The 15601-nt window shown below is 67.9% G+C and carries 15 protein-coding genes; 10 read left to right on the top strand and 5 right to left on the bottom strand.

The window, feature by feature from the left end; genetic code table 11:
* Positions 1-19 precede the first annotated feature (19 nt).
* Entirely contained in the window at positions 20-673 is a 654-nt protein-coding gene (gene fsa / locus JX001_RS03980; RefSeq protein WP_026108568.1) for a fructose-6-phosphate aldolase, read from the bottom strand.
* Positions 674-703: 30 nt separating this feature from the next.
* On the opposite strand from fsa, the gene JX001_RS03985 reads away from it, so the two are divergent.
* On the top strand, positions 704-2881 hold the full coding sequence (locus tag JX001_RS03985; RefSeq protein ID WP_205682387.1) for a primosomal protein N': 2178 nt from the start codon (positions 704-706) through the stop codon (positions 2879-2881).
* A 9-nt stretch (positions 2882-2890) separates the two neighbouring features.
* Here JX001_RS03985 and JX001_RS03990 read toward each other — a convergent pair whose 3' ends face one another.
* Genes JX001_RS03990 through JX001_RS04000 form a run of 3 tightly spaced genes read right to left on the bottom strand, consistent with a single transcriptional unit; the run spans position 2891 to position 5873 of the window.
* A complete protein-coding gene (locus JX001_RS03990) occupies positions 2891-3289 on the bottom strand; it encodes a Tat pathway signal protein (RefSeq protein WP_205682388.1) in 399 nt (132 codons plus the stop codon).
* A gap of 24 nt (positions 3290-3313) precedes the next feature.
* On the bottom strand, positions 3314-4345 hold the full coding sequence (gene bioB, locus JX001_RS03995) for a biotin synthase BioB (protein ID WP_205682389.1): 1032 nt from the start codon (positions 4343-4345) through the stop codon (positions 3314-3316).
* 43 nt (positions 4346-4388) lie between these two features.
* Entirely contained in the window at positions 4389-5873 is a 1485-nt protein-coding gene (locus JX001_RS04000; protein WP_205682390.1) for a methyl-accepting chemotaxis protein, read from the bottom strand.
* A 196-nt stretch (positions 5874-6069) separates the two neighbouring features.
* On the opposite strand from JX001_RS04000, the gene ahcY reads away from it, so the two are divergent.
* The 4 genes from ahcY (at position 6070) to JX001_RS04020 (ending at position 10026) form a co-directional block, all read left to right on the top strand.
* The gene (gene ahcY, locus JX001_RS04005; RefSeq protein ID WP_017506126.1) at positions 6070-7461 is read left to right on the top strand and encodes an adenosylhomocysteinase; all 1392 of its coding nucleotides are present in this window, start codon (positions 6070-6072) and stop codon (positions 7459-7461) included.
* Positions 7462-7557: 96 nt separating this feature from the next.
* On the top strand, positions 7558-8715 hold the full coding sequence (locus JX001_RS04010; protein ID WP_241004818.1) for a BaiN/RdsA family NAD(P)/FAD-dependent oxidoreductase: 1158 nt from the start codon (positions 7558-7560) through the stop codon (positions 8713-8715).
* 454 nt (positions 8716-9169) lie between these two features.
* Positions 9170-9541, top strand: a complete 372-nt coding sequence (locus JX001_RS04015) for a TFIIB-type zinc ribbon-containing protein (protein ID WP_205682392.1) — start codon at positions 9170-9172, stop codon at positions 9539-9541.
* A 92-nt stretch (positions 9542-9633) separates the two neighbouring features.
* Complete coding sequence (locus JX001_RS04020) at positions 9634-10026, top strand: VOC family protein (protein ID WP_205682393.1); 393 nt, start codon at positions 9634-9636, stop codon at positions 10024-10026.
* An 18-nt stretch (positions 10027-10044) separates the two neighbouring features.
* Here JX001_RS04020 and JX001_RS04025 read toward each other — a convergent pair whose 3' ends face one another.
* On the bottom strand, positions 10045-11763 hold the full coding sequence (locus JX001_RS04025; protein ID WP_205682394.1) for a hypothetical protein: 1719 nt from the start codon (positions 11761-11763) through the stop codon (positions 10045-10047).
* A gap of 255 nt (positions 11764-12018) precedes the next feature.
* Between JX001_RS04025 and chvI the strand changes: the two genes are divergently transcribed.
* The 5 genes from chvI (at position 12019) to JX001_RS04050 (ending at position 15521) form a co-directional block, all read left to right on the top strand.
* Positions 12019-12723: a two-component response regulator ChvI gene (gene chvI / locus JX001_RS04030; RefSeq protein WP_017506130.1), complete on the top strand. Its 705-nt coding sequence runs from the start codon at positions 12019-12021 to the stop codon at positions 12721-12723.
* Positions 12692-14302 carry a two-component sensor histidine kinase ChvG gene (gene chvG / locus JX001_RS04035; RefSeq protein ID WP_205682395.1) on the top strand — a complete coding sequence of 537 codons (1611 nt, stop codon included), beginning with the start codon at positions 12692-12694 and terminating at the stop codon, positions 14300-14302. The genes chvI and chvG overlap by 32 nt, the downstream gene beginning before the upstream one ends.
* Entirely contained in the window at positions 14299-14727 is a 429-nt protein-coding gene (locus JX001_RS04040; protein ID WP_241004747.1) for an HPr kinase/phosphorylase, read from the top strand. The genes chvG and JX001_RS04040 overlap by 4 nt, the downstream gene beginning before the upstream one ends.
* A 120-nt stretch (positions 14728-14847) precedes the next feature.
* The gene (locus JX001_RS04045) at positions 14848-15252 is read left to right on the top strand and encodes a PTS sugar transporter subunit IIA (protein ID WP_017506133.1); all 405 of its coding nucleotides are present in this window, start codon (positions 14848-14850) and stop codon (positions 15250-15252) included.
* A complete protein-coding gene (locus JX001_RS04050; RefSeq protein ID WP_017506134.1) occupies positions 15249-15521 on the top strand; it encodes an HPr family phosphocarrier protein in 273 nt (90 codons plus the stop codon). Before JX001_RS04045 ends, JX001_RS04050 begins: the two co-directional genes overlap by 4 nt.
* The last annotated feature ends 80 nt before the right edge of the window (positions 15522-15601 follow it).

Raw genomic sequence — 15601 nt, forward strand, 5'->3', positions numbered from 1 at the left:
ACCTCCGGGAACCGCGATGCTACAGAATAGACTGACCCGTCTTGGCCCAGTCCGCCACGAAGGCATCAAGACCCTTGTCGGTTAACGGGTGGTTCACCAAGGCCTTGAATGTGTCGGCGCCGAAGGTGGCGGCGTCCGATCCGGCGACGGCGGCGGCGGCGACATGGCCGACATTGCGCAGGGACGCGGCCAGGATTTGGGTTTCGAAACCGTGCACGTCATACAGGACGCGGATTTCTTCCAGCAGGCCAATGCCGTCGGCGCCGTTGTCTTCCAGACGTCCGACGAACGGCGAGACGAAGGTGGCGCCGGCCTTGGCGGCCAGCAGCGCCTGGGCGGCCGAGAAGCACAGGGTGACGTTGGTCTTGATGCCCTTGTCGGTGAAGACGCGGCAGGCGCGCAGGCCATCCCAGGTCAGGGGCAGTTTCACCACCACGTTCGGCGCGATGGCGGCCAGCTTGTCGCCTTCCTTGACCATGGTCTCGAAATCGAGCGAGACGGCCTCGGCGGAAATCGGCCCCTCGACCAGGGCGCAGATTTCGGCGATGACCTCGGCGATGTTCCGACCCGACTTGGCGATCAGCGACGGATTGGTGGTGACGCCATCCACCATTCCGGTGGGGACCATGTCCTTGATGACGGCGACGTCGGCGGTATCGAGAAAGAGTTTCATGGGCGGCTTCATAGCCGAGGGCGCAGTTCGGTGAAAGTCGCCTCGGTCCTCATTCCCCTGCCGGTGCCGGAGGCCTTCGACTACGAGGTTCCCGAGGCGCTGAGCCTGGCCCACGGAGATTTGGCGCGGGGCGATCAGGTCGCCGTGCCGCTGGGGCCGCGCCTGATCCGGGGCGTGGTGTCCGAGGTGTTCGAGACCACAGGCTCAAACCGGCGGCTGAAGGCGATCGACAGCGTGTGGGACGATCCGCCCTTGCCGGCGGGCGTCATGGATTTTGTGGAATGGGCCGGACGCTGGACCCTGTCGGCGCCGGGCGAGATGGCGGCGACGGCGTTGAAGGGCTTGCGCGCGCCTCGACCCCGGCCGGAACGCCGGGTGCGACGCCTGGGCGAGCGGTCACCGTCGCGCGCCACCCCGGCCCGGACGGGCGTGCTGGAGACCCTGGGCGATCGCGCCATGCCGCCGGCCGACCTGGCGCGGGCGGCGGGCGTGTCATCGGGCGTGGTCAAGGGCCTGATCGATGAGGGCGTGCTGGAGATCATCGAGATCGCGGCCGAGGCGGCGTTCGACCGGCCCGACCCCGACCATGCGCCCGCCGCGTTGAACGGCGACCAGGCGGCGTCGGCGACGGCGATGGCGGATGGCGTGGCGGGTGGCGGCTTCCGCCCCTTCCTCCTGGATGGGGTGACGGGATCGGGCAAGACCGAGGCCTATCTGGAAGCGATCGCGCGGGTGCTGCGGGCCGATCCGGCCGCGCAAATCCTCATACTGCTGCCCGAGATCGCTCTGACCCAGGCCCTGATCGAGCGGATCACGGCGCGGTTCGGCGCCGCCCCGGCCGAATGGCATTCCGGCGTCGCCCCGCCGCGCCGTCGCCAGGTGTGGGAGGCGGTGGTCGCCGGGCGCTGCAACATCGTGGTCGGGGCGCGCTCGGCCCTGTTCCTGCCGTTCGTGAACCTCCGCCTAATCGTCGTGGACGAGGAGCATGACGGCTCGTTCAAACAGGAGGAAGGCCTGGTCTATCACGGCCGCGACCTGGCCGTGGCGCGGGCGCGGATCGAGGGGGCGGCCGTGGTCCTGGCCTCGGCGACGCCGTCGCTGGAGACGCTGTGGAACGCGCAGAGCGGGCGCTACGACTGGCTGAAGCTGGGCGCGCGGCACGGGACGGCGGTCCTGCCGGACATCGCCCTGCTGGACCTCCGTCAGAACACGCCCGATCCGCAGACCTGGCTGTCGCAGCCGCTGAGGCTGGCCATCGGCGAAACCCTGCTGCGGGGTGAGCAGACCCTGCTGTTCCTGAACCGGCGCGGCTATGCCCCGGTGGTCCTGTGTCGCGCCTGCGGCCATCGGCTGACGGCGCCGGACACCGACAGCTGGCTGGTCGAGCATCGCTATACCGGGCGGCTGGTTTGTCACCTGACCGGCTTCTCAATGGCAAGACCCAAACTGTGTCCCTCCTGCGGGGCTGAGGATTCGCTGGTCTCTGTCGGGCCCGGGGTTGAGCGGGTCGAGGAAGAGGTGCGCCAGCTGTTCCCCGAGGCGCGCACGGCGGTCTTTAGTTCTGACACCGCGCCGGACGCGCGGTCGGCCCGCGCCTTGATCCAGAAGATGACGGACGGGGAGATCGACATTCTGGTCGCGACGCAGGCCGCGGCCAAGGGCCACAACTTCCCGCGCCTGACGCTGGTGGGCGTGGTGGATGCGGATCTCGGGCTACGCGGCGGCGACCTGCGCGCGGCCGAGCGGACCTATCAGCTTTTGGCCCAAGCGACCGGGCGAGCAGGGCGTGCGGATCGGCCGGGGCGGGCGCTGCTTCAGACCTGGACGCCTGAGCATCCGGTGCTGATGGCGCTGGCGGCCGGCGATCGCGACGCCTTCGTGGAAGCCGAGATGGCCGAGCGCGAGGCGGCGTCCCTGCCGCCCTATGGCCGGCTGGCGGCGATCATCCTGTCCAGCGAGAATGCGGCCGCCGTCGAGAAGACGGCGAACGACCTGGCCCAGGCCATTCCCAACGCCGAGCGGCTGGAGGTCTATGGCCCAGCCGATGCGCCGCTCGCCTTGGTGCGGGGACGCCGGCGCAAACGGCTGCTGGTGCGAGCCGATCGGGACGTGAACCTCCAGGCCTTCCTGCGGGCCTGGCTGCAGCGGGTGAAGGTGCCTGGTTCCGTCCGCCTGACGGTGGACGTGGACCCCTACTCGTTCCTCTAGAGGCGGAAGTCAGACCGCCATGACGGTGCCGAGCAGCAGGCGGGCGCCGGGGCGGCCCAGGGTGGCGTTGGTCGCCGCCTGAAGCGCGGCCGACAGATGGTCGATGTCGGGCACGACGCCGGGACGCAGGCCGTTGGCGAAGCGCTGGGCGGCGGTGTTGTAGGCGGCGCGGAGGCGCGGCGCGGACTGCTGGGCGCGGGTGCGAAGGGTCGCATCGGGCACATCGACGCCGGTTTCGATGGTCAGCACGCCCCGCCGGCCGCCGGCCTGGATGATCGAGGCGGTGATGACCGGCAGACGGACATAGGTGTCGGCCGACGGCGCCGCGCCGCCGCTCGAAGCGCGGGCGGGTGTCGAAGCGGCGGCCGTCGCGACGACGGCGAGACCGAGAAGAGCGCGGCGTTCCATGCCGACAGCCCTAGCGCCAATCCATTAACTCGCAGTTGCTTGATCGGGAGCGCCCACCGGCATGGGTTGCAGGTCCAGCAGCGCGAACAGTCGCGCGTCCTCGTCCTGTTCGGGATTGGGGGTGGTCAGCAGCTTGCCGCCGACGAAGATGGAGTTGGCGCCGGCCAGGAAGCACAGGGCCTGCAGCTCCGGGCTCATGGTCTCGCGACCGGCCGACAGGCGCACCATCGCCTTGGGGCAGACCAGTCGGGCGACGGCGACGGTGCGGACGAACTCGATAGGGTCGATCTCGCCGGTTTTCAGGACGCGTTCGCCCAGCGGCGTTCCCGTGACGGGGACCAGGGCGTTGACCGGCAGGCTGTCGGGATGGACCGGCAGGGTCGCCAGGGCGTGCAGCAGGCCGGCGCGATCCCGCCGCGCCTCGCCCATGCCGACGATGCCGCCGCAGCAGGTGCTCATCCCCGCGTCGCGAACGTGCTCCAGCGTGTCCAGTCGGTCCTGATAGCTGCGGGTGGTGACGACCTCGGCATAGTAGTCGGGGCCGGTGTCGAGGTTGTGGTTGTAGTAGTCGAGCCCCGCGTCCTTGAGCTGTTTGGCCTGATCGGCGGTCAGCATCCCCAGGGTGGCGCAGGTTTCCAGCCCCAGGGCCTTCACGCCCGAGATCATCGCCGCCAGCTTGGGCGTGTCGCGATCCTTCAGGTCTCGCCAGGCTGCGCCCATGCAGAAGCGACTGGCGCCCCCGGCCTTGGCGGCCATGGCCTCGGCGATGACCGCGCTCGGCTCCATCAGCTTCTCGGCCTTCAGTCCGGTCTTGAAGCTGGCCGATTGCGAGCAGTATCCGCAGTTCTCGGCGCAGCCGCCGGTCTTGATCGACAGCAGTTGCGACTTCTGAACCTGGTTGGGGTCGAACCAGCGGCGGTGGACGGTGGAGGCGTCGAACACCAGTTCCATGAAGGGGCGAGCGAACAGCGCCTCCACCTCCTCCAACGTCCAGTCGTGGCGGGGTTGCGCCGCGTCGAGGCGGGCTTGAACGGGGCGGGACAGATCATCGGCCATATCCCACGACTAGCATTCGCCGACCGTTCGAGGAAAGCTGTCGCTAGGCCGCGTGACGCGCCTGAGGCCGGTAAGGCGCGTCCGTCTCGTTGAAGCGGAAGCTGGCGATCTGGCGGGCGAGGGTCTCCGCCTCGTTGGCCAGCTGGCGGCTGGCGGCGGTGGCCTGTTCGGTCATGGCGGCGTTCTGCTGGGTGATTTCGTCCAGTTGGCCGAGGGCCTGGCGCACCTCCGACAAGCGGTCGGCCTGATGCCGTGACGCCGCCGCCATGCCGCCGGCCAGATCGTCGACCGCCGCGACCCGCTGGCCGATGCTGTGCAAGGACTGGCCCGCGCGTTCGACCAGTTCGACGCCGCGCGCCACCTGGGCGGCCGAGGTGGCGATCAGGGTGCGGATTTCGCCGGACGCCTCAGCCGAGCGCTGAGCCAGGGCGCGGACCTCCGTCGCCACGACGGCGAAGCCGCGACCGGCCTCGCCCGCACGGGCCGCCTCCACGCCGGCGTTCAGGGCCAGCAGATTGGTCTGGAAGGCGATCTCGTCGATCAGGGAGGTGAAGCGCGCGATCTCGACGGATGAGTCGCGAATGGCGGTCATGGCCTGGGTCGTCTCGTCGACGACGGCCTCGCCATGTTCGACGTCGCGGCGGACGGCGACAACGGCCTGGGCGGTGTTCTGAGCCCCCATCGCCGCCTGTTCGACGCCCTCGGCGATCTCCTCGGTCGTGGCGGCGGTGCGCTCTAGCCCGGCCGCCTGGCGTTCGGTGCGGTTGGCCAGGTCGTTGGAGGCCGTCGCCAGTTCGTCCGAACCTGTGCGAACCGCCTGGGCGCTTTCCGCCACGGCGCCAAAGGCCCGGCGCAGGCTGGCTGTGGCGGCGTTGAAGTCGGTCTTGAGCGTTTCGTATTCAGGCGGGAAATCGGCCTGAACCTCCACAGCCAGATCGCCGCCGGCCAGGGTCTTCAACGCCTGGCCCAAGGCGGCGACCACTTGCGCCTGCTCGGCGTCCGCCTTGGCCTTGGCGGCGGCGACCTGATCCCGCTCGGCCTGCAGGGCGTCCAGATAGGTGGAGATCGCCAGGTCCATGTCCAACAGGGCGCGCTGGCTCAGTTCGGCGACGGCCTCGCCGGTCGTGCGGTCGTGGGCGGCGCCGGCGAGGGGCTTGCGCGGGCGGGTCGCCACCGCCTTGATCAGTTCGGCCAGCAGCACGCCGTAGCCGCCGATGTACCAGCGCGGCTCCAGCCCGATCCGGGCGTGGGCGCGGCCGATGGCGGTGACGGCGCGGCCGTAGTCATCATCGACCCGACCCTCGATGATGGCGTCCCAATGACCCACCTGAGCGGATTTGGCCCGGTCGATATGGGCTTCGTCGCGGAAGAAACGCCGCGTCTCGGGGGTGGCGCGGATGCGGTCGTAGAATGCGTCGAGGGCCCCCGGCGCTGCGGCCCGGAGAATGTCCTGCATGCCACGATAGGCCGGCGTGGGCTGCGACAGGCCGGCGAAGGTCGTGCGTTGCTGAATCTGGACTTCGGACATCGGCTTGTACTCTCACGAACTGGCCGGACGCCTCCGTCACGGCGATACCCCTGTAGGCAGTAAGGCTTTTGCAGCCGTTAACGCAGAGCTTGGGCTCCTGGCCGATCGTATAAGGATATCTTTATGCGATCATTGCCCCGAAGCGCCGCTCAGGCTATGAGGCGCCAAATCCATCCTTCGGCCAGGAGCCCAAGCCATGACCGACTACATCGTTCGCGACATCACCCTGGCCGATTGGGGCAACAAGGAAATCGAGATCGCCGAAACCGAAATGCCGGGCCTGATGTCCCTGCGTGACGAGTTCGGCGCCAGCCAGCCGCTGAAGGGCGCCCGCATCGCCGGCAGCCTGCACATGACCATCCAGACGGCGGTCCTGATCCAGACGCTGGAAGCCCTGGGCGCCGAAGTGCGCTGGGCCTCGTGCAACATCTTCTCGACCCAGGACCACGCCGCCGCCGCCATCGCCGCCAACGGCACGCCGGTCTTCGCCACCAAGGGCGAGACGCTGGAAGAGTACTGGGACTACGCCCACAAGATCTTTGAATGGGCCGACGGCGGCTATCCGAACCTCATCCTGGACGACGGCGGCGACGCGACCCTGCTGTGCGTGCTGGGTCCGAAGGCCGAGAAGGACATCTCGGTTCTGGCCAATCCCCAGAACGAAGAAGAAGAGGCTCTCTTCAAGGTCATGAAGCGCTATCTGGCTGAGAAGCCGGGCTTCTATTCGGCCATCCGCGACGCCATCGGCGGCGTGTCGGAAGAGACGACCACGGGCGTTCACCGCCTGTACCAGATGGCCGAAAAGGGCGAGCTGCCCTTCCCCGCCATCAACGTCAACGACAGCGTCACCAAGTCCAAGTTCGACAACCTGTACGGCTGCCGGGAATCGTTGGTCGACGCGATCCGTCGCGGCACCGACGTCATGCTGTCGGGCAAGGTCGCGGTGGTCTGCGGCTACGGCGACGTGGGCAAGGGCTCGGCCGCCTCGCTGCGCCAGGGCGGCGCCCGCGTGATCGTGACCGAGATCGACCCGATCTGCGCCCTGCAGGCCGCGATGGAAGGCTATGAGGTCCAGACGCTGGACGACACCGCCGGCCGCGCCGACATCTATGTGACGACGACCGGCAACAAGGACGTCATCACCGTCGACCACATGCGGCAGATGAAGAACAACGCCATCGTCTGCAACATCGGCCACTTCGACTCGGAGATTCAGGTCGCCGGCCTGAAGAACTTCAAGTGGGACGAGATCAAGCCGCAGGTCCACCACGTCGAGTTCCCGGACGGCAAGAAGATCATCCTGCTGTCGGAAGGCCGCCTGGTGAACCTGGGCAACGCCACGGGCCACCCGTCCTTCGTGATGTCGGCGTCCTTCACCAACCAGACGCTGGCCCAGATCGAACTGTGGACCAACGCCGACAAGTACGAGAACAAGGTCTACACCCTGCCCAAGCACCTGGACGAGAAGGTCGCCATGCTGCACCTGGCCAAGCTGGGCGCCAAGCTGACCGTGCTGACCAAGGATCAGGCCGACTACATCAACGTGCCGGTCGAAGGCCCGTTCAAGGCGGATCACTACCGTTACTAAGCTCTCCCCGAGGCTGGAACCGCGAGGTTCCAAGTGACGAGGGCGTCTTCGGACGCCCTCGTCGACGTCTTGGTGGTCGGGGCCGGCGCGGCCGGGATGATGGCCGCCATCGAGGCCGGGCGACGCGGGCGGCGGGTCAGGGTCGTGGACCATGCCGACCGGCCCGGCGAGAAGATCCGCATTTCGGGGGGCGGACGCTGCAACTTCACCAATCTGGGCTGCGGACCGGCGAACTTCCTTGGCGAGAACCCCCGGTTCGCGACCTCGGCCCTGCGCCGCTACACCCAGCACGACTTCGTCAAGCGCATCGATAGGGCCGGGATCGCCTGGCACGAGAAGACGCTGGGTCAGCTGTTCTGCGACGACAGCGCCAAGCAAATCGTCCGTATGCTGACCGACGACATGGCAGCGGCGGGCATGACCCTGAGCCTGAAGACCGGCGTGACGCGGATCGAACGATCCGGCGAGGGCTTCAAGGCGATCCTGTCGGACGGATCACAGGTCACGGCGGCGTCGCTGGTCGTGGCGACCGGCGGCAAGTCGATCCCCAAGATGGGGGCGACCGGCTGGGCCTATGAGGTGGCGCGCCAGTTCGACATTCGCGTCACCGAGACCCGACCGGCGCTGGTTCCCCTGACGTTCGAGGCCGGGCTGCTGGAGACGCTGACGCCGCTGGCGGGCGTGGCGGTGGACGCCTCGGTCGCCTCGGCGCCCGAAGGGGCCAAGGCGCGCAAGGCCAGCTTCAACGAGGCGATGCTGTTCACGCATCGCGGTCTGTCGGGGCCGGCCATTCTGCAGATCAGTTCCTACTGGCGCGAGGGCGAGGCGGTGGTGGCCTCGATGGCGCCCGGCCGCGACGTGTTCGAGGAGTTGAAGGCGGCCAAGGCGTCGAACGGCAAACAGGCGGTGCACACCGCGCTGGGCCATATCGTGCCGCGCCGTCTGGCCGAGAGCCTGTGCCAGCGCGAAGGGGCGTCGGGCAATCTGGCGGACCTGTCGGACAAGGTGCTGCGGCGGCTGGATCAGGCGGTCAACGCCTGGGCGGTCAAGCCCGTGGGGTCCGAAGGTTACAGGACCGCCGAGGTGACGCTGGGCGGGGTCGATACGGCCGCGCTGGACCAGCAGACGATGCAGACCAAGGCGGTCCCGGGGCTGTATTTCATCGGCGAGGCGGTGGACGTGACCGGCTGGCTGGGCGGCTATAATTTCCAGTGGGCCTGGTCGTCGGGCTGGGCCGCCGGGCAGGTCTGCTAGAGTTTTTGAGGTGCAATTTGTGCACTTTAGCCGGCGGGTCCGCCGACAAAAACACCGTCTAATTCGTCTAATCTGTCTATTTAGGCGCGCGTTCTGGCGGGACGCGAAGATGTCAAAGACCGGGTCGCCATTCTAACCCGGTCCAGGGCCATGACAGGCGAAGGGTCGCTGGTCGGTCGTAAGCCGTGGTAAAATCTCGCAATCGTCGTGGCCGATAGGATGGCAGGGGCGGTCGAAGCCCCTGCGGCCCCGCGACGCATGGCGGCGGGCGGCGACGGCGCCTAGCTTGAAGAGGCGGAACGGGCCCCTCTGGCGTTCTCGCGGTCCGGCGTCCCCCTTCCTTGCGCCGGGTCGTGCGACGCGATGTCGGACCGCACGGGCGTGTCGATGCGGCGAAGCTTTCCCCTCCTGGCCTGTCGCATCGACCGCCCATTCTTTTCGATCGGAGCCCGACATGCCTCTTCTGATGTGCCCCAACGACAACGCCGCCATGCAGACGCTGGAGCGCAATGGCGTCCAGTTCGACATGTGCCCCGACTGCCGGGGCGTCTGGCTGGATCGTGGCGAGCTGGAAAAGCTGATGGCCGCCGCCGTCGAGGAGGGTCGCGCAACAGCCCCGGTCGCGCCCGCGCCGCAGGCCTATCCGCCGCCGCCGCAGCCCTATGCCCAACCCCAGTCCCAACCGTGGGGCGGCGGGGCGTCACAGCCGTATCGCGGCGACGATCGAGGCTACCGGAGCGACAAATATCGCGACGACCGGCATCGCGACGACGACTACCGCTACAAGAAAAAGAAGCGCGACAGCATCTTCGACATCTTCGACTGAGCCGTCAAAACCATCGGCCTGCGCACCGCTCGCGTCACCCTTGTCGCGAGCGTGGATTCGGTCATCATATCGGACATGGCAGGAGACTGATTATGCACGTGCCCGAAGGTTTCGCCGTCGTGACGCCTTACATCTTCGCGGATGGCGCAGAGGCCTATGTCGGCTTTCTCGAAGCGGCCTTCGGGGCGCGAGAGATCGGGCGATCGACCATGCCGGACGGGCGCATCGCCAACTGCCAGCTACGATTTTCCACGGCGACAATCATGGTCAGCGAGGCGTCGGACCAGTTTCCAGCAAATCGGGCCGCCTTCTATCTGTATGTCGATGACGCCGACGCCGCGATGACGAAGGCCAAGCAGGCTGGCGCCGAATCCATCATGGACGTTTCGGATATGCCCTACGGCGATCGACAGGGCGGCGTTCGCGATCCGTCAGGCAATATCTGGTGGATTTCTCAGCGGTTAACCCCCGAGCCCTATTTCTGAGGCCGCGGCGCCAAATGGCTAGGCCGCCAGGCCGGCCTGTTGCATCAGTCCCTTGATCGCCGTGACGCCTTCCGGCGCGGCGGTCAGGGCGGTGCGGACATTAGGCGAGCGCAGCAGTTTGATGGCTTCGGCGCGGGCGCGGTCGGCGACAGGCCCCAAGGGTCCGGCTTCGCCGGTGGCCAGTTTGAGAAGGGCCGTCAGCTTCTGGGGCGCCGTCACCTGGGCGCGGATGATCTGGGCGACCAGTTTGGCGTCGGCTTCCAGATTGCCGCCGACGGCGCCGATGGCCTCGATGATCTGATGTTCATCGTGCTCGCCCAGTTTGGCGGATTGGACCGAGCGCTGCAGGCGCGCCAGCGTCCCCAACTTGTGCGAGGCGCTGGGGCCGCCGGGGACGGACTGGCGGATCTCGGTTTCGAAACGCAGCGAGCCGATACAGGCGCTGAGCCACCGCGCGGCGGCGCGTTTGTTCGCCCCGCCGGTCACGTTCTCGCACAGGCGGGTCAGCTGCTCGGCCTCGGCCAAGACCGTCGGGCAGGGGTTAACGTAGGCGCCGACGAAATCGGCCGTGACCAGGCTCTTGGAGCGTTCGACGAAGGCGGTCTGAACCTCTTCCAGCGTCAGCAGACGGCCGGCCGAGGCCGTCAGGGCCATGGCCAGCAGACGCAGGATGTCGATCTCTCCGACCGGATCATGGGGGCGGAGGCGGCGCTGGCTGGTCAGTTCGCGGGTGACAAGGCGAGCCAAGGACGCGGCCAGAAGCGGAAACTCACCCGAGGCCAGATGCAGGCCCAGGCGCGCGGCCGGTCCCTCGACCTGGGGCATCATCAGGGCGAGGCGTGGGTCCATCCGTAACAGGGCATCCATCTCGTCCGGCGCGACCATGCGCACGATGGCCGCCAGATTGGCGCCCTGATCCAAGGACGGGCCCAAAATCTCGGTCAGGTTGGTGCGCACGGCCAGCATTTCGGCGACGATCTGCTCGACCACCACCACGACCAGGGCGCGCGGCGGGCCGTCGGCGGGCGCGGCGTCCATCAGGTCCATCAAGACGCCCAACCGCGTGCGGGCGCCGCGCAAATTCTTCAGCGCGCCGGCGACGACGCCGCCCATGACGAAGGCGCGGTCGGGTGCGCCGGCCAGGCGATGCGCCAGATCGGCGATGGAGCGGTCCTCCAGCGAAGGAAAGGCACCCTCGCGCCCGGCCTTGCGCAGCCGCGCCATCGCCTGTTCGGTCAGCTTTTGATAGTGGCGCACGACCCCGTGCACCTCCTGGCCCGTCGCCTGGCTTTCCGGGACCGCGACCTTCTGGATGGCGTGCTGAAGCTCGACCCCCGCCGCCTCCAGCCGTTCGGCCACGTCGGGCCGATGCAGCAGTTCGAAGGCGGTGACGCCCTCGCGTTTAAGCCAATCCTCCAGCACCCGGCCGATCAGGGCGCGGGCATGGGGCGAATAGAGTTCGGCCGGACTGCTGCAGGCCGGCGGGACCGCCTTGTCGGCGACCTTCTTCTTTCGCTCCTCCGGCGCGCCCAGCGTCAGGATGGTCAGGGAGCTGAACTCCATCGTCTCGGGGTCCAGCGTCTCCTTGGTCACGCGCGAGGCGATGGCGAGACGATCCCGAAGCTGCTCCTCGGCGGTCTCGATGGCGTGTTTGCGATCTTCGGTCGCGATCAGCAGTGTCCACGACGACGGGGCGCTCTTGCGGACATAGACTTCGTAATGGATCGGACCCGCCATGGGGCCGATCCTGCATCCCAAGCCTTTAAGGCGAGGTTTTCACGCCGGAATGTTCTTGGGCGCGCCGGAGCGACGGCGCGTGCGCGTTGAAACGAGGCGGCGCCGTGACCATCTGACTGTCACCGAACCGCTTTCGGGTTGCAGGCGATTTTCATTCGGCCCGAAACGCTCTAGCCCTAATGTGACCGAGATCGAACGGTTACGCTTGCTGTGCGTTCTCGCTCGCGGGAACGTAAAGTTCAGGAGAAGACACCCTTGGCCAACATCACTCTGGTCGATGACGACGAGAACATCGTGGCGTCCGTTTCGCTGGCGCTGGAAAGCCATGGCCACAAGATCACCGCCTATCACGACGGGGCCTCGGGTCTGGCCGCGCTGGAATCCTCGCCGCCCGATCTGGCGATCCTGGACGTGAAGATGCCGCGCATGGACGGGATGGAGGTGCTGCGTCGCCTGCGCCAGACCTCGCAGATCCCGGTCATCATGCTGACGTCCAAGGACGAGGAGATCGACGAAATCCTGGGCTTCAACCTGGGCGCCGACGACTATATCCACAAACCCTTCAGCCAGCGTCTGCTGATCGAGCGGGTCAAGGCGCTGCTGCGCCGCACGGGCGCCGACGGCGGCGAGCCGGAAGCCGCCGCCGAGGTGTCGGGCCGTGCGATCAAGCGCGGCAAGCTGTCGATGGACCCGGCGCGACACGAGTCGACCTGGGACGGCAAGCCCGTCAAGCTGACGGTGACCGAGTTCCTGCTGCTGCAGGCCCTGGCGCAGCGTCCCGGCTTCGTGAAGAGCCGCGACAACCTGATGGACGCCGCCTACGACGACCAGGTCTATGTCGACGACCGCACCATCGACAGCCACGTGAAGCGGATGCGCAAGAAGTTCCGCGCCGTGGACAATGAGTTCGACGCGATCGAGACCCTGTATGGCGTCGGCTACCGCTACCGCGAGAGCTGAACCGGGCGGGCGCGAGCCCGACGAGGAGCCCCAGCGCCGGCCGTTGTTCCGCTTCGGCGGATCCCGGCTGGGCGGCTTCATCCTGGTGCTCAATCTGCTCAGCCTGCTGATCCTGTTCGGCGGGGCGCTGGCGATCAATGAATGGCGTCCCGGCCTGATCGAGGCGCGTCAGGAATCGCTGACGGTCCAGGCCGAGCTGCTGGCCAATGTGTTGCGCGAAGAAGGTGTGACGCGGGGCGAACCGACGCCCGAACTGGACCCCATCCGTGCATCGATCTGGCTGACCGATCGCTTCATTCCGGCGGGCCAGCGGGTGCGGCTGTATGATGTGAACGGCCTGTTGCTGGTCGACAGCTATCAGGTGACGGAAGCCATCGGCGGGCGGCCCCTGCCCGACGCGCAGACGGCGGGGACGGCGACCGAGGACGCGGCCAAGGCTAATCTGCTGTCCGAGCGCCGGGTCGCGCGCGCCGACAGCGAACTGGCGGCGGAGGTGGCGGCGGCGCTGGACGGCTCGCCCCAATCGACCCTGCGTCGCAACGAGTCCGGCGACCGCGTCGTCTCTGTTTCCATTCCCGTGCGCCACGTGCGTCAGGTGCTGGGCGTGCTGACCGTCGAATCCGGGGACGTGGACGAAATCCTGGGCGCTCAGCGGCAGGCGCTGTTCCCGTTCGCCCTGGTGGCGCTGGGGGTCAATCTGCTGGGATCGCTGCTGCTGCATCTGTTCGTGGCGCGGCCGATCATGCGGCTGTCGGCGGCGGCGGATCAGGTGAAGCTGCAACGCGCGCGGGCCATCTCCCTGCCGGATCTGGAGGATCGCAAGGACGAGATCGGCGATCTGGCGCGGTCGCTGGAATCCATGACCGACACCCTGTCGACGCGCATGGACGCCATCGAGCGGTTCGCGGCCGATGTGTCGCACGAGATCAAAAACCCCCTGACCTCGATCCGTTCGGCGCTGGAGACCCTGCCGCTGGTCAAGACCGATGCGCACCGCGAGAAGCTGACGGCCCTGTTGCAGCAGGACGTGCGTCGGCTGGACCGGCTGATCACCGACATCTCCAACGCCTCGCGGCTGGATGCGGAGCTGTCGCGCGATCGCCCGCGGCCCGTCGATCTGAACCGGCTGCTGGTCGATATCGTCGGCGTCTATGAGACGACGGCCAAGCCCGGCGACATTCCGGTCGTGCTCACGGCGCCCGAACAGGCCCTGCGGGTCATGGGGCGCGACGGGCCGCTGGGGCAGGTGTTCCGCAACCTGATCGACAACGCCCGATCGTTCAGCCCCGCAGGCGGCGTGGTGCGGGTGACGCTGGAGGACATCGGGGACGATCTGCCGATCCGGGTCCGGGTCGAGGACCAGGGGCCGGGCATTCCGGCCGAGAACCTGGAGACGGTGTTCGAGCGGTTCTATACCTCGCGGCCCAAGGGGGCGGTGTTCGGCTCCAACTCGGGCTTGGGCCTGTCCATCGTGCGTCAGATCGTCGAGGCGCATGGCGGTCGCGTCCACGCCGAAAACAAGTCCGAAGGCGGCGCGCGGTTCGAGATCGTCTTCCCGTCGGTCGGCCGCTGGTCGTGAGCCCGGGCCAGCCGGTCCACGCCACCACCGTCGCCGTGCGCCGGCGCGGGGCCTGGCAGGGGGTGATGATCCTGGGGCGGTCGGGCGCGGGCAAGAGCGATCTGGCGCTGCGGCTGATCGCGCGGGGTTGGCGGCTGGTCAGCGACGACTACACCCAGGTCTGGGCCTCGGACGGAGCCGTTCATGCATCGGCGCCGGCCTCCATCGCGGGTCGGATCGAGGTGCGCGGCCTCGGAATCGTGGCCGCCAGAACACGGCCGGTCTGTCGCGTGGCGCTGGCCGTGGCCTGTATCGCGGAAGGTGTCGAACGGCTTCCGGAGCCGCAGACACGGGCTTTCGCGGGGATCGATCTGCCCCTGCTGGCGCTGGATCCCCGACCGGCTTCGGCCGTCGATGTGGTCGCAGCGGCGTTGGAGACGCTTTGAAACCCCGAAAGACGGGTCTATGACACGCCCCTTGCGGTCCATAGAGGGCGGCGTCCGGCCTCCCTTGCCGGGCGGGGGAATGCCTGGGACGGTTCGGGGCGGGATGCGAGTGAAGTCCTCATGATCGGTCTGGTGATCGTCACCCATGGCGGGTTGGCGTCCGAGTTTCTCTCCGCCATGGAGCATGTGGTCGGCCCGCAGCGCGGCGTCGCGGCCATCTGCATCGGGCCCGACGACGACATGGAGCGTCGGCGTCGCGACATTGTCGATGCGGCCGCGGCCGTGGACGACGGCGAAGGGGTCATCCTGCTCACCGACATGTTCGGCGGTACGCCGTCGAACCTGGCCATCTCGGTGATGGAACAGACGCGCGCCGAGGTCATCGCCGGGCTGAACCTGCCCATGCTGATCAAACTGGCCAGCGTGCGGGGGCGCGAGACGCTGGAATCCTGCGTGGCCCATGCGCAGGACGCCGGTCGCAAATACATCTCCGTCGCGTCCTGGGTGCTCGCAGGCGAAAAATGACCGTCACCGCGACCCTGAACATCTGCAATACGCGCGGCCTGCACGCCCGCGCGTCGGCCAAGTTCGTCAAACTGGCCTCCAGCTTCGAAAGCGAGATCCACGTCACCCGCGACGGCGTGACGGTGGACGCCCGCTCGATCATGGGCCTGCTGATGCTGGGCGCCGGCATCGGCTGCAGCATCGACGTCTCCGCCGAAGGTCCTGACGCCGAAGAGGCGATGGAGGCCCTGACCGACCTGGTCGCGCGCAAGTTCGACGAGGATCAATAGGCGGCGATCATCATCCTCGGATTTGATCCGATGGCGGAGGCTTCAGCGGTGTGGCACCCGACTCAAATGAGGCGATTGAC

This window comes from Brevundimonas fontaquae (genome assembly GCF_017086445.1).
Taxonomy (GTDB): Bacteria; Pseudomonadota; Alphaproteobacteria; order Caulobacterales; family Caulobacteraceae; genus Brevundimonas; species Brevundimonas fontaquae.